Here is a 13885-nt window from a genome sequence, read left to right as displayed (position 1 = left end):
GTGGAGCGCCCGATCGCGTCCCTCTAGGGTGGAGCCATGCCGCAGACCCTCGCGCACGTGATCACCGTCTCCGATCGCTCGTTCGCGGGTGAGCGTGAGGACCGAGGAGGCCCGCTCGCGGTCGGCCTGCTGCGGGAGGCGGGCTTCGACTGCCCGGATGCCGAGATCGTGCCGGACGGAGCGTCGTCCGTCGAGGATGCCCTGCGCCGGGCGGTCGCCTCGGGCGCGCGGGTGATCGTCACGACGGGTGGCACCGGCGTCGGACCGCAGGATCAGACCCCGGAGGGCACGCGCCCGGTGATCACCCGCGAGATCCCCGGCATCGCCGAGGAGCTGCGCCGCAGCGGCCTCTCCGACACCCCGCTGTCCGTGCTCTCCCGCGGGCTGTCCGGAATCGTCGATCCGGAGGGCGCGCTCGTCGTGAACCTGCCGGGATCGACGCGGGCCGTGGAGTCCGGCGTGCCGGTGGTGCTGGGTGTCGCCGCGCACATCGTCGACCAGGTGGCGGGCGGGGACCACTCGTGAACGATGTCCGACGTGCTGCGGTGACCGAGGAGCCGCTCGATCTCGACGTGCATCTGGCGGCGGTCGAAGACCCCGCGCTCGGCGCCGTGACCACCTTCGTCGGGCGCGTGCGCGACAACGATCCGGATGCTGCGACCCCGGTCGTCGGTCTGGAGTACAGCGCCCACCCCGACGCCGAGGCGACGCTGCGGCGGATCGCGGCGGAGGCGGGAACCGTCGGCGATGGCGGGCGTGTGGTCGTGGCGGTCAGTCACCGCATCGGGCGACTCGACGTCGGCGATGCCGCCGTCGTTATCGCAGTCGCCTCCGAGCATCGGGCGGAGGCGTTCGAGGTGTGCCGCGCGGTCATCGAGGACATCAAGCGCGACCTGCCGGTGTGGAAGCGTCAGCTCGAGGCCGACGGCTCGACGTCGTGGAAGGGCATCGGCGGCTGAGCCCTGCGACCGGTGCCGCGGAGGTCGGGTGGGCGGAGGGTCAGCCGCCCGCGAACGGCGGCAGCACGTCGATGAGCTGCACGTCGCCGAGATCGTGGTCGTCGTCGGTGCGCACGCCGTCGACGAGCACGGCGCAGCGCGGAAGGATGTCGGCGAGTGCCGGATGCTCCGCGACGACGGCTCGACGCAGGGCGATGAGGGTGGGTTCGTCGCGCTCCTCGACGTCGGCGCCGGCGGCCTCCGCGGCGGCCGCGAAGTAGCGCACCCGTGTCATCGGGAGGATCCGGGGGTCGAGGCGTCGGTCTCACCGGGGCGCACCCAGTCGCCGGACCGTCCGCCCGATTTCGCGACGATGCGGACGTCCTCGATCATGACGGAGCGATCGACGCCCTTGACCATGTCGACGATCGCGAGCGCGGTGACGGAGACCGCGGTCAGCGCCTCCATCTCGACGCCGGTGCGGTCGGCCGTGCCGACGGTCGCCTCGATCAGCACGCCGGTGTCGACGATCTCCAGCTCGACGCCCGCGCGGTGCACGCCGATGACGTGCGCGAGCGGGAGCAGCGTCGCCGTCGCCTTGGCCGCCTGGATGCCGGCGATGCGGGCGACGGCGAGGACGTCGCCCTTCGGCACGGTGCCGTCGCGGAGCGCTGCGACGACGTCGGCGCTGCAGCGCACGAAGCCCCGTGCCGTCGCGGTGCGCACGGTCGGCTGCTTCGCGGTCACGTCGACCATGTGGGCGCGGCCGGCGGCGTCGAGGTGAGGGAAGCTCATCCGACCAGCATGACATCGATCACGTCGCCGACGGCGACAGCGGGGACCTCGGCCGGCACGATCGCGAACGCGTGCGCGCGCGCGAGCCCGCCGGCGAGGTGCGAGCCCGAGCCCCCGGAGGTCGCAGGGCGCACCGTGCACGCGGCCAGGTCGACGACGGCCGGGAGGTACTGTCGGCGATCCGGCGGGGTCGTCCACGCGGCGTCGGCCGTGAACGGCGCTCTGGCGCGCTGGATGTCGGTGCGCCCCTGCAGGGCGAGCAGCGCGGGGCGGACGAAGACCTCGAAGGAGACGGCCACGCTGACCGGGTTCCCCGGCAGGCCGAACACCAGGGAGCCGGTCGTCAGCACGCCGAACGCCTGGGGCTTGCCCGGCTGCATCGCGACGTTGACGAACTCCACGTGCCCCTGTCCGTCGAATGCCCCGCGCACGGGCTCGTAGGCCCCCGCGCTGACGCCGCCGGTGAACACGATCACGTCGGCGCCGCGGTCCACGGCATCCGCGGTGACGCGCTGCACGGCCTCGGGGTCGTCCGGCACGCGCGCGAGCAGCACCACCTCGGCGTCGGCGTCGGCGACGAGCTGCGCGAGCAGCGGTCCGTTCGAGTCGGGGATCCGGCCGCGGGCGGCGGGCTCGCCGGGAGCGAGCAGTTCGCTGCCGGTGGAGACCACGGCCACGCGGGGAGCGCGAGTCACCACCACCTCGGAGACACCGGCGGCGACGGCGGCAGCGAGCTGGAACGCACCGAGGCGCTCGCCCGCGTGCACGACCTCGTCGCCGGCGTGCAGGTCGGCCCCGCGGCGTCGCATGAACACACCGGGTGCGGCCGGAGCGCGCAGCACCCGCACCTCGCCCATCGAGTCGGCCAGGCCGCCGGCGGTGTCCTCGAACGGCACGATCACATCGGCGTCCGAGGGAGTCGGCGAACCGGTCATGATGCGGGCGGCGTCGCCGGGACCGAGCGGCGGGTCGTCGGACACCCCGGCGGGCAGGTCGGCGACCACGCGCAGCGTGATCGGGGCATCGGGGGAGGCGGTGGCGACATCGACGCCGCGCACCGCGAACCCGTCCATCGCCGAGTTGTCGAAGAGCGGGATGTCGTGGGCCGCGGTCGCCGGCTGCGCCAGGGTGCGGCCGGCGGCGTCCGACACGGAGCGTGTCTGCGCAGGCAGCACCCGCACGGCTCCGAGCACCCGCGCGAGCTGATCCTCCACCGAGCGCCGACCGCTCATGCGGTCACCGCCGATGCGGGGTGGATGACGATCTCGTGCTGACGGGCCGACAGGGCGTCGATCACCGCGAGCCGACCGAGCAGCGGCTCTCCGCCGCCGGTGACGAGCTTCACGACCTCGGCCGCGAGGATCCCGCCGACCTGCACGCACAGCGCGCCGAGCACGCCCACCTGCGCGCACGACGGGGGCTCGCCCTCGGTGCCCGCGGGGAAGAGGTCGGCGAGGACCACCGGTTCACGCTCCGGCGGGTTCGACCAGAAGACGGTGGCCTGCGCGTACCACTCCTGCACGGCGCCCCACACCAGCGGGACGCCGTGCGCCTCCGCGGCGGCGGCGACCTCGCGCCTGGTCTCGAAGGAATCGCTCGTGTCGACCACCACATCGGCGTCGGCGAGCAGGCGCCGGGCGTTGGCGGCGTCGAGGCGCTCGGGAACCTGGGTCACATCGGTCCCCGGTGCGAGGGCGGCGATCGCCCGCGCGGCTGACGCGGTCTTGGGGGTGCCGATGTCCTCGACGCGATGTGCGAGCTGGCGCTGCAGATTGGTCAGTTCCACGACGTCGTCGTCGATCACGACGATCGACCCCACCCCCGCGGCCGCGAGCGCGAGCAGCACCGGTGAGCCGATCCCGCCGGCGCCGACGATCGCGACCGTGGCGGCGGCGAGTCGCCGCTGCCCTTCTTCGCCGATGCCGACGAGCACCGCATGCCGAGCGGTGCGCACGAGTTCGGCCGGTTCCAGCGCCGGTGCCGGTGCGACGAGAGGATGCATGGGTCCAGCGTAGGCCTCGAGTCCGCGGCCCCGGCGGAGTCGTCGTCCGGCGTCGATGGCGGCATCGGGGTTGGTCGCCCCGCAGCGTGAGGCATTGCGGGCTCCGCAGGAGCGGAATTATGTAAGCGAATTAGCCGCACCTGCGGTATATTGCTCTCATGCAGACGTATCGAATCGCGCGCGCAGCCCAGCTGCTCGGCGTGAGCGACGACACCGTTCGCCGCTGGATCGACCAGGGGCTGCTCCCCGTCACCGATGCGGTGCCGGCCGAGATCCCCGGTGATGCCGTCGCCGCGCGCGCCGTCGCCCTCTCAGACGAGGCGAAGGACGCGGGCGACACGCATTCCAGCGCGCGCAACCGGTTCGTCGGCATCGTCACCCGCGTGCAGATCGAGGGGCTGATGGCCCAGGTCGACATCCAGTCCGGGCCGCACCGCATCGTCTCGCTGATGTCGTCGGAGGCCGCACGCGAACTGCGGCTCGAAGTCGGCTCGCTGGCCACCGCATCCGTCAAAGCGACCCAGGTCGTCATCGAAATCCCGAAGGGCTGAAATGGACCGCTCACTCCGTCGATCCGCCACCGCGGTCGTCGCCGCACTCGCACTCGCACTGACCGGGTGCGCCGGCACCGCCGATCCGGCACCCTCGACCGCCGCTCCGGCGCCGGAGAGCAGTCTGACCGGCGACCTCGCGGTCTACGCCGCCGCCTCGTTGAAGGGTGCCTTCGACGCGGTCGCCGAGGCGTTCACGGCAGAGAACCCGGACGTGACCGTCACGCCCGTCTACGACGGCTCTTCGACCCTCGTCACGCAGATCATCGAGGGGGCGCCGGCCGATGTGTTCGCGTCCGCCGATGAGGCGAACATGGACAAGGCCGCCGATGTCGCGGTCGATCCGACGCTCTTCGCCTCGAACACGCTCGTGATCGCGGTGCCCGCCGGAAACCCCGGAGGTGTCGAGACGCTCGCCGACCTGGCCGGTGTCACGACCGTGCTCTGCGCGCCCGAAGTGCCCTGCGGTGCCGCGTCGGCGAAGCTCCTCGATGCGGCGGGCGTCACGGTCGAGGCCGCGAGCCTCGAGCAGAACGTGACCGCCGTGCTCACCAAGGTCGCGACCGCGGAGGCGGATGCCGGGCTCATCTACGCCACCGATGTGATCGGTCGGGACGACATCGAGGTCATCGTCCCCGATGGTGCGGACGAGGTCGTCAACCACTACCCGATCGCGGCGCTCGCCGACGCGCCCAACCCGGACGCCGCCGCGGCGTTCGTCGCGTTCGTGCTCTCGGACACGGGTCAGAAGATCCTCGCGGACTTCGGCTTCGGGGCGCCATGAGCTCGGCAGGCGCGCGGGGATACGCCCCGCGCGCCCTTGCCGTTCCCGCTCTGATCGGTCTCGCATTCCTGATCCTCCCGCTGGCGGCGTTGATCGCTCGAGTGGAGTGGTCCACGTTCATCGCCGACGTGACCTCGGAGGCGGCGCTCTCCGCGCTCGGGCTCTCGCTTGGTACGGGGCTCGTCGCCACGCTCCTGTGCATCCTGGTCGGCGTGCCCCTCGCGCTGTTCATCGCCCGCTCGGGCCCGCGAGCGGCCGCGGTGCTGCGTGCCGCCGTGACGGTGCCGCTCGTGCTGCCGCCGATGGTGGGCGGCGTCGCGCTGCTGTACCTGTTCGGGCGTGCGGGGTCGCTGGGGGGTCTCGGTCTGTCGTTCAGCACGCCGGCCGTGGTCCTCGCGCAGACGTTCGTCGCTCTGCCGTTCCTCGTGCTCGCCGTCGAAGGAGCCGTGCGCACGTCGGGGGTCGACTACGAGCGCACCGCCGCAGCGCTCGGAGCCGGTCGGTGGACGATTCTGCGGCGGATCACGCTCCCGCTCGCGGCACCGGGAATCGTCGCGGGCGTCGTGCTGTGCTTCGCTCGCGCGATCGGCGAGTTCGGGGCGACCGCGCTGTTCGCCGGCAACCGACCCGGCGTCACCCAGACGATGCCGCTCGCGATCTACACGGCCTTCAACGGCGCCGGCGTGACGCAGGGGGCCGCCGTCGCGCTCGCGCTGCTGTTGCTCGTCACGGCGATCGCCGTGCTCCTGCTCGTGCGCGGCTGGCGTCCCGGGGCGGCGCGATGAGTGCCCAGGAGCACGCCGCCACGTGTGCGGGCGGGATGCGCGCACACGTCGTGGTCGCCCGTGAGCACTTCGCCGTCGACGTCGTCCTCGACGTGTGCGAAGGGGAGACGGTGGCCGTGATGGGGCCGAGCGGTGCGGGAAAGTCCACGCTGGTGCAGGCTCTCGCCGGTCTTGTCGAGTTGACGGCGGGGGAGATCACCGTCGCCGGTCGCATCGTCGACCGCACGGCCGCGCCGCGGGTGCGCACGGCGCCGATGGACCGCGGGGTCGTGCTGCTCGGGCAGGATGCGCGGCTCTTCCCGCACCTGTCCGTGCGGGAGAACGTCGCGTTCGGTCCTCGGTCCGCCGGCGTCGATGCGCGCGTCGCTCGAGAGTCGGCGGACGACTGGCTCGTGCGGGTCGGTCTTCCCGGAGCGGGTGGTCGGATGCCGCGGGAGCTCTCCGGCGGGGAGGGGCAGCGCGTCGCGGTCGCCCGTGCTCTCGCGGCCGCGCCGCGCGCTGTGCTGCTCGACGAGCCGCTGGTCGCCCTCGACCCCGAGACGGCGAGGGACATCAGACGGATGCTGCGCGACCAACTCGCCGACACCACGACCATCGCTGTCACCCACGATGCGGAGGATGCGGTCGCGCTCGCCGACCGACTCGTCGTGCTCGAGGCCGGGCGCGTCACGCAGGAGGGCCCCGTGCGCGAGGTGCTGGCCGCGCCGGCATCCGCGTTCGTCGCCGCCGTCGCGGGCGTCGAGCGGATCGTCGGCGTCGCGAGTGAGGGACGCTGGCGGCGCGGCGACGTGACGCTCTCGAGTGCGGATGCCGCCTCCCTCGCGCTCGTCCCCGCGGACGGGGTGGCACTCGCGGCGGTGTTCCGTCCGGAGCATGTGCGTGTGATCGACGACGCCGCGGGGGACGCGAACGCCTGGCGCACGCGGATCACCCGACGGGAGCCATCGCTGTCCGGGGTCCGCGTGCAGACCGAGTTCGGTGCGGTCGAGCTCTCCGAGGCCGACGCGGCGGGGCTCGTGCCGGGGGATCCGATCCGCCTCCGCGTCGCCCCGGAGCACGTCCGGTTCGTCGTGCTGCCGTGAGTGCCCGATGTGCAGCCGGTCCCGGTGGCCGGAACGCGGGTTAGTCTCGACAGATGACGGGATCGAAGGGGGCGTGATGGCAGCCGTACCGGTCGTGATCGGCACACGCGCGCCCGATTCGGCTCCTGGTGCCGTTCCCGCTCCGAACGGAGCGCTCGTCGACACGCACGGACGCGTGCATCGCGATCTGCGCATCTCGCTGACCGACCGCTGCTCGTTGCGCTGCACCTACTGCATGCCCGAGCAGGGCAACGAGTGGCTCGCGCGCACCAGCATCCTCTCCACGGACGAGATCGTCGAGGTCGCCGCCGTCGCGGCGTCGCTCGGGATCCGCACCTTCCGGTTGACCGGCGGAGAGCCGCTGCTGCGTGCGGACATCGTCGAGGTGGTGCGGCGGCTCGCTCGCATCGAGGGGCCGGAGGGTCCCGTCGAGGTCGCGATGACGACGAACGGCATCAGCCTCGCGCCGAAGCTTCCGGCGCTGATCGAGGCAGGGCTCACGCGGCTGAACATCAGCATCGACACGCTCGACCGCCAGCGCTTCGCCGATCTCACCCGGCGGGATCGCCTCGACGATGTGCTCGAGGGGATCGCTGCCGCCGCGGCATCCGACCTGCGTCCGCTCAAGCTCAATGCAGTCGCGATGCGCGGAGTGAACGATGATGAGCTCGTCGACCTGGTGGAGTTCGCGACGGGTGTGGGAGCGCAGCTGCGCTTCATCGAACAGATGCCGCTGGATGCCGGCCACACCTGGGATCGCGCCTCGATGGTCACCCGGGAGGAGATCCTGGCGTGGTTGCGAACGCGCTGGCGTCTCGACCCCGTCGCCGGGCGGGGCGGCGCCCCGGCCGAGAAGTGGAGGCTTAACGGCGGCCCGCACCAGGTCGGAGTCATCGCGTCGGTCACCGCACCGTTCTGCGGGGCATGCGACCGTCTGCGGCTGACGGCCGACGGCCAGCTCCGCAACTGCCTGTTCTCGATCACCGAGTACGACCTGACGGGAGTGCTCCGCGCGGAGGGCTCGATCGATCCCGTCGACCGCTCCGACCGGATCGCGGCTCTGCTGCAATCCTGCGTGCGCGGAAAGCTGCCGGGGCACGCGATCGACGACCCGTCATTTTTGCAGCCGCAACGAGGGATGAACGCCATCGGAGGCTGAGGCCCGTAGCATGCAGGGCGCTCGGCTCTCCAACTTGTGTGACTTCAACGCAAGGTCCAGATGGTCGTAGGTCAGGCGCGCATTTCGCCCGACGGCCCGGTCCGGCAGGCAGAGTCTTTTGCGTGCTCAATCACCGGACACGGATACCCGCGACGAGCGATCTCGAGAGCTGGTGCGGTCGAGCGTGACGCCCGTCCACGATTGCGGGTCGCCCCCGGACCTATGATCCTGTTGCGGTATCTGACCCTCATGGCTTCCGGCGTCCGGTGGACAACCGTTCCGCGATCGTCATTTTCGTCATGACCGGGTTGATCTCGTGCCTGTCGATGCAGTCCGCCATCATCTGGGCCGTCAGTTCAGCCAGGTGGTTGTGGTTTGCCTGCATCGCGGTGATGGGAACAGACGCCCGCTCGGCGAGGATCCCGTCCATCATCGTCGCGATCATCAGGTCGTCGGGTACGCTCGCGCCGACTCTGGCTGTCGCCGCCAACGCGCCGACGGCGAACAGGCTGGAGGTGGTGAGGACGGCGTCGGGGGCGACGGGTTTGTCGAGCATCGAAATCATCGCGGCGGTGGCGGCCTCCACTCCGCCTTGGGGTTCGACGATGCGGATGTGCATCTTGCCGCCATGCTCGTCTACGTGATGCCGGTAGGCAGGCACGATGCTCCGGGTGAACATGTTGACCGTCGACGTCACGAGAAGCCCGATCTCGTCCGCGCCCCGCTGTCGAAGGTGGGCCAACAGCCGGGCGGTCGATGCGTGGTAGTCGATTCCGACCCAGTGCTTGAACTGCTCGTCGGATGGGTCTGGATCGAACGAAACCGTAGGGATGCCGCGTGAGAGCAACTCGTGGAGGACTTCGTCGCCATCGTTCGGGCTGACGAGAACCGCGCCGTCGAGAGTCACCCGATGGTCGGAGAGGTCCTTCATGTCGTTGACGGCGATGACGGTCATGCCCCGCTCCATGCATGCGATCGTGAGTGATCCCACCATCTGGGCTACGGAGACTGTACCCAAGCGAAAGCTGCGAAGGGCCTCCGGAGGTCGCACGAGGAGGCCGATCAGGCGGCCATTCGTCCTCTTGCGCGGGCTGTATCCCAGTGCCTCTGCGGCCCGTACAACTCGGTCGCGAGCTTCTTGAGATACCGGCCTCCCGCCCCCGAATACCTGCGAAGCCGTGGTCACGCTCACCTTGGCCAAGGTGGCGACCATGGTGAGCGTGACCGGGACAGGGCGTTCATCCGTCAAGCGTTGAGCTCCTCGAGAGTCAGCTTCGACCCCTCACGCATAGCGAGGACTGCGATTGTCACCACTACTGCCGCTGCGCATGCATAGAGAGACACAGCCAGGCTCGACTCTCCGGCCGCGAGATAGATCGCAGTGGCGGCGACGGGTGCGGTTCCGCCCCCGATCGCGGCACCGATCTGATACGACGCGCTGATTCCTGAGTATCGAACTCCGGCGGGAAACTGCTCCGCCATCATGGCCGGAAGGGGACCCTGCATGACAACGGTCAAGACCCCCGCGATCACGAAGCCGAGAATCGTGAGCGGCATCGACATCTGATGAACGAGAGGGAAGAACGCAAACATGAATCCGGCCATGAGCACGGCGCCTGTCGCGATTGTCGCCCGGCGTCCGATCTTGTCGGACAGGCGCCCGAAGAACAGCGGGAAGGCTGACACAGCAACACTGTAGGTCAGCTGCGCCGTCAACGCTTCGTTCGATTCGTAACCGATGCTTTTGGCGTACGTCAGGAAGAACGTATACCCCAGGTAGGCGATGGTGTTGTAGCCGATGGCGAGGAGGATCCCCAGGACCAGCGGACGTCGGTGCGACCGAAGGACCGCGACGATGGGAAGCTGGGCGACCTCTTCCGCGCCCTCCTGAGTGAAGAGGGTGTCTTCGCCCTGCAAACGGAGTCGCAAGATGAGGCCGACGATGACAAGCGCTCCTCCCAGTAGGAAAGGGACTCGCCACGCCCATTCGAGCAACTCGTCCGCCCACACCCAGCTCACAGTGGTGAACACGATGACGCCGAGCAGGCCACCGACGCCTTGACCCATGCTGGTGAAACTGCCCCAGAGGCCGCGGCGGTTCTCCGGGGCGGACTCGATGCCGAAGAGCGCGGCGCCGCCCCACTCGCCGCCAGCAGCGAATCCCTGCACCAGGCGCAATACCACGAGGAGAATCGGTGCCAACGGTCCCACCGTGTCGAAGGTCGGCAGACATCCGATGCCGACCGTGGCGATGCCCATCACGATGAGCGTGAGAATTAGCATCCGGCGACGCCCGAGCCGGTCGCCAAAGTGTCCGATGACGAGTCCGCCCAACGGGCGTGCGAAGAATCCGACGCCGAAGGCGGACAGTGCAAGCAACGTGCCGATTAGTGGGTCGTCGGAGGGGAAGAACAGTGGGCCGAATACGAGCGCGGCGGCGAGGCCGTACACGAGGAAGTCGTAGTACTCCATTGCGGTGCCGAAGCCACTGATGAAGAACGTCCGGAGGGGGTTTGGTGACTGCTCGCTGGCGGCAGCCTGCGATTGGTCGGTGGATTGAGTCATTTGTCGGGCCTTTCGGTTAGCGAGCGAAAGCCATCGGGTCGATGGTCGAGATGATCCCGTCATTGCAGATCATCGCCGCATTCACTCGAGCGAAGTCGAACGTGTATGGATGGTTGTGGGCGGGTAGGACGGTGAAGTTTCCGGACGCGAGGTCGGCGGGGGAGAGGCTGTCGGCAAGGTTCTCGTGGATGATGGTCGTGGTGCCGCTCGCGTCGAAGCGTGGTATCGACAGCACAGTCTCTGGGCTGGTGCCTCGCTCGAGCAGCTCGATCACAACTTGCGTGACGGCGCTGATGATGCGCCGGCCCCCGGTTGCGCCGAGGGCGAGCTCAGGCACTCCGTGGCGAGTGACGACCATCGGCCCCATGTTGGCCAGCGGGCGTGCCTGTCCGCGCACACTGTTAGCGGCACCAGGGGCGGGATTGAACCACGCCATCGCGGCGTCGAATAGGAGGCCGGTGCGCGGGCATGCGAACGCGGAGCCGAACGCGTTCGCCGCCGTGTGCGTGATCGCGACTACGGTGCCTGTTTCGTCGCAAGCCGAGATGTGTGTGGTCCCGGAGGTGGGCTCGGTTGACGTAGAGGGTGTCCACGCTGGTGGCGCACTTTCGCGCTGACATGCCCAGGGGTCGTGCAGGGCGGTGTCGGCGTAGGCGATCCAGGGAGGCGTAGACCCGGTGGCTGGCGCTGGACTGGAAGCGGCGAGTGCCGCGAGAGATGATGCGTAGTCGGGGGATAGGAGACCCTCAACGGGGACGGAGGTATGCTCCGGATCCGCGAGCCAGTGATACCGGTCGGCGAACGCGTGCCGGGTGATCGAGTTCAGCCGTAGCACGCGCTCGCGCTCGCCCCGAGGGGGGCTGCGTCTGAGCGTCGCCTGCCACGCCAGGAGAATCTGCAACTCGGTCATGCCGCCGGTCGGGGCTTGCGGCACCCAGAGCTGGTGCCCGAGGAAGTCCCGGCTGAGCGGTGTCACTATGTCAGGCGCCGAGGCCGCGAGATCTTCGGCAGCGAGTAGCGAGCCGGCCTCCCCGGCTGTCTGCAGCAGCTTCTGCGCGAGAGCCCCAGTGGTGAGTGTGCTGAGGGGCTGTCCGATAAGGTCCCTCAGCGTCCGGGCGAGGACAGGCTGACGGACGCGCTCAGGTTCTTCGAAACTCATGCCGTTGAACGCGACAGATGAGGAGCCGATGGGCAGGCCTTCGCGAGTCAGGAAGGTCGATCGGAGGTAGGGATCGTGACGCAGGCGATCGATGTTGGCGAGGACGGTGCTGGTGAACCATGCATCGGCGACGAATCCCTCATCGGCTGCAGTGATCGCCGGAGCGAGTACCTGTGCACGGTCAAGGAGACCGAAGCGTTCCTGTGCCGTGAGGAGACCGAGGAGCGTGCGGGGCACGCCGTGCGCGTGCGGTCCGGTGACGTTCGCATCGCTCTCCACCCGTCCCACGCCCACGGCGCCGACGGGGCCGACGCCACAGAGAGGGGTGAAAAGTTCCGTGTCCGCTGCCGCAGGCGAGACCGGACCGAACTCGATTGAGATGGGCGTTTCGCCGCGAATCGCGAGCAAGAGAAAACCTGATCCCGCGAGCGTGGTCTCGGTGGGCTCGACGACCCCCGCCACCAACGCGGCTGCGACTGCTGCGTCCACCGCATTGCCTCCAGCCTCGAGCATCTCAAGACCCGCACGAACGGTTGACTCGTGCGGTGCAGCAACGGTTCCCCTTGCCGAGACTCGTCGGACGTAGGCGGGAAGTGACGTGAGCCGGTGGGAGTGGGTGGCCACGAGATCTCCTTTGATGAGTGTGATGGCCTCAAGTATCGGAATGCGGTCCAGTGAGGGTGTGGGTTTTTGCGTGTTTTGCGCTTCACGTGCGACTAGCACGGTGAACGAGCTGTTTCGAACAGCCTTGTTTTGGCGATCTCGATGGTGCAGAGGTCTGCGAACTTCGCCCGCCTGCTACGTGCCGCCAGCAGTGCGCCTTCGGGATTGAAGTCGGAAGGCGGTTCCTGTCTCGCCCCGTCCGGCGGGCATCAGCGGTTTGCCGCAACGAGACAGAGTCGGGACGTGATCGTAGAGCCGTGTCGCAGTTTGCTTGGCTTTGCGCCTTGCTATGCCTGCGCTCTAGGAACCAGGCGTTGACATCGAATCTTGCGTGCAGTACGTTCGTGCAACACGAGTAGAGTGCAAAGCAATTCGAGTAGATTCTGAGGCGAGATGATTCGTATCGTTCTTGACACTGACCTCTCGATGGGTGCGCCCGGCTCCGAGATCGATGACGGGTTCGCCCTGGCGTTGGCGCACGCGGATCCGGATGTTGCCATCGAGATGATCACCACCGTGAACGGCAATACTGATGTGACGACCGCGACTCTCCTGTCGTTGGAGTTGGTGGAACGTCTGGGGTTGGGCGAGGTTCCGGTGTTCCGCGGGGCGGCCGCTCCACTGATACGTCCCGACCGGCGACGTGTCGCATCCGCAGATGTGCTGTCTGAGTACGGGCGCCATAAGCCTGCTGAAGGTTACGCGGCGGTGGAGATGGTTCGCCTCGTGATGCAGAACCCTGGGCAGATCACCATCGTGGCTATCGGTCCGCTCACCAACGTTGCGACCGCGCTGAGCCTCGAGCCGCGTTTCGCTGGCGCCGTTCGGTCTATCGTGATCATGGGCGGAGCATTCCTCCGACAGGGATTCCACACGGAGATGCCCGGAGAGTTCAACGCTTGGGTCGATCCCGAGGCCGCTCATGCCGTACTGCACTCTGGCGCGCCAGTGCGATGGCTAGGTCTCGATGTCACGCTTCGCCTGCGTCTGACCCGTGAGCACGCTGCACGTATGGCTGCGTCCGCTGGGGCGTTCGCCGCATTCGCCGGTGTGTACGCCGAGCACTGGATCGACCGGCTTGCTGCGCTGTACCCGGATGACCCTGCGAACGCAGACTCGGCTGCACTACACGATCCGCTCGCTGTTGCGGTGACTACTCGACCGGATCTTGTGACCTGGCGTGACGCCTATGTCGACATCGTCACCGGTGATGGGATCGCCCGGGGAATCATGGTCACGGATCTTCTCTATGGATCGGACGCTCGAACGCCGAACTGCTCCATCGCCACGGACGTCGACGTCGAAGGTTTCGTCACCCATTTCCTCACATCAATCCACGGGTTGTGACCCGAAGCTGAGTACTCCCAACCCTCAACGAAGAGAGAAAACGATGCGCACCACT

The 13885-nt window shown here is 68.8% G+C and carries 15 protein-coding genes and 1 pseudogene; 8 read left to right on the top strand and 8 right to left on the bottom strand.

What is annotated here, in order from left to right; translation table 11 throughout:
- The first annotated feature begins 36 nt into the window (after positions 1-36).
- Both AC07VM_RS01840 and AC07VM_RS01835 read left to right on the top strand, forming a co-directional pair.
- Positions 37-525, top strand: a complete 489-nt coding sequence (locus AC07VM_RS01840) for a MogA/MoaB family molybdenum cofactor biosynthesis protein (protein ID WP_494909782.1) — start codon at positions 37-39, stop codon at positions 523-525.
- Entirely contained in the window at positions 522-959 is a 438-nt protein-coding gene (locus tag AC07VM_RS01835; RefSeq protein WP_494909781.1) for a molybdenum cofactor biosynthesis protein MoaE, read from the top strand. Before AC07VM_RS01840 ends, AC07VM_RS01835 begins: the two co-directional genes overlap by 4 nt.
- 40 nt (positions 960-999) lie before the next feature.
- Here the strand turns inward: AC07VM_RS01835 and AC07VM_RS01830 are convergent, their stop codons facing one another.
- Genes AC07VM_RS01830 through AC07VM_RS01815 form a run of 4 tightly spaced genes read right to left on the bottom strand, consistent with a single transcriptional unit; the run spans position 1000 to position 3735 of the window.
- Complete coding sequence (locus AC07VM_RS01830; RefSeq protein ID WP_494909780.1) at positions 1000-1233, bottom strand: MoaD/ThiS family protein; 234 nt, start codon at positions 1231-1233, stop codon at positions 1000-1002.
- A complete protein-coding gene (gene moaC / locus AC07VM_RS01825; protein ID WP_494909779.1) occupies positions 1230-1733 on the bottom strand; it encodes a cyclic pyranopterin monophosphate synthase MoaC in 504 nt (167 codons plus the stop codon). The genes AC07VM_RS01830 and moaC overlap by 4 nt, the downstream gene beginning before the upstream one ends.
- The gene (locus AC07VM_RS01820; protein WP_494909778.1) at positions 1730-2965 is read right to left on the bottom strand and encodes a molybdopterin molybdotransferase MoeA; all 1236 of its coding nucleotides are present in this window, start codon (positions 2963-2965) and stop codon (positions 1730-1732) included. Before AC07VM_RS01820 ends, moaC begins: the two co-directional genes overlap by 4 nt.
- Positions 2962-3735 (bottom strand): HesA/MoeB/ThiF family protein, encoded by a 774-nt coding sequence (locus AC07VM_RS01815; RefSeq protein WP_494909777.1) that lies wholly within the window; start codon positions 3733-3735, stop codon positions 2962-2964. The genes AC07VM_RS01820 and AC07VM_RS01815 overlap by 4 nt, the downstream gene beginning before the upstream one ends.
- Before the next feature lie 158 nt (positions 3736-3893).
- On the opposite strand from AC07VM_RS01815, the gene AC07VM_RS01810 reads away from it, so the two are divergent.
- From AC07VM_RS01810 to moaA, 5 genes are all read left to right on the top strand, one after another.
- Positions 3894-4286: a TOBE domain-containing protein gene (locus AC07VM_RS01810; RefSeq protein WP_494909776.1), complete on the top strand. Its 393-nt coding sequence runs from the start codon at positions 3894-3896 to the stop codon at positions 4284-4286.
- Between the two features lies 1 nt (position 4287).
- Positions 4288-5070: a molybdate ABC transporter substrate-binding protein gene (modA, locus tag AC07VM_RS01805; protein ID WP_494909775.1), complete on the top strand. Its 783-nt coding sequence runs from the start codon at positions 4288-4290 to the stop codon at positions 5068-5070.
- Positions 5067-5855: an ABC transporter permease gene (locus tag AC07VM_RS01800; protein ID WP_494909774.1), complete on the top strand. Its 789-nt coding sequence runs from the start codon at positions 5067-5069 to the stop codon at positions 5853-5855. The genes modA and AC07VM_RS01800 overlap by 4 nt, the downstream gene beginning before the upstream one ends.
- Positions 5852-6937 carry an ATP-binding cassette domain-containing protein gene (locus AC07VM_RS01795; protein WP_494909773.1) on the top strand — a complete coding sequence of 362 codons (1086 nt, stop codon included), beginning with the start codon at positions 5852-5854 and terminating at the stop codon, positions 6935-6937. Before AC07VM_RS01800 ends, AC07VM_RS01795 begins: the two co-directional genes overlap by 4 nt.
- Before the next feature lie 76 nt (positions 6938-7013).
- The gene (gene moaA / locus AC07VM_RS01790) at positions 7014-8096 is read left to right on the top strand and encodes a GTP 3',8-cyclase MoaA (protein WP_494909772.1); all 1083 of its coding nucleotides are present in this window, start codon (positions 7014-7016) and stop codon (positions 8094-8096) included.
- Between the two features lie 247 nt (positions 8097-8343).
- On the opposite strand, the gene AC07VM_RS01785 is transcribed toward moaA, so the two are convergent.
- The 4 genes and pseudogenes from AC07VM_RS01785 to AC07VM_RS01770 form a co-directional block, all read right to left on the bottom strand.
- A complete protein-coding gene (locus tag AC07VM_RS01785; RefSeq protein ID WP_494910741.1) occupies positions 8344-9051 on the bottom strand; it encodes a substrate-binding domain-containing protein in 708 nt (235 codons plus the stop codon).
- Between the two features lie 144 nt (positions 9052-9195).
- A pseudogene (locus AC07VM_RS01780) lies at positions 9196-9309 on the bottom strand (LacI family DNA-binding transcriptional regulator); the annotation flags it as partial.
- Positions 9310-9341: 32 nt separating this feature from the next.
- A complete protein-coding gene (locus tag AC07VM_RS01775; protein WP_494909771.1) occupies positions 9342-10661 on the bottom strand; it encodes an MFS transporter in 1320 nt (439 codons plus the stop codon).
- A 16-nt stretch (positions 10662-10677) separates the two neighbouring features.
- On the bottom strand, positions 10678-12444 hold the full coding sequence (locus tag AC07VM_RS01770; protein ID WP_494909770.1) for a gamma-glutamyltransferase: 1767 nt from the start codon (positions 12442-12444) through the stop codon (positions 10678-10680).
- Between the two features lie 432 nt (positions 12445-12876).
- Between AC07VM_RS01770 and AC07VM_RS01765 the strand changes: the two genes are divergently transcribed.
- Positions 12877-13830, top strand: a complete 954-nt coding sequence (locus AC07VM_RS01765) for a nucleoside hydrolase (RefSeq protein WP_494909769.1) — start codon at positions 12877-12879, stop codon at positions 13828-13830.
- Positions 13831-13885: the final 55 nt, after the last annotated feature.

The organism is Microbacterium sp. GW821-FHT01D02, from assembly GCF_059422585.1.
This window is presented reverse-complemented; position numbering and strand designations above follow the sequence as displayed.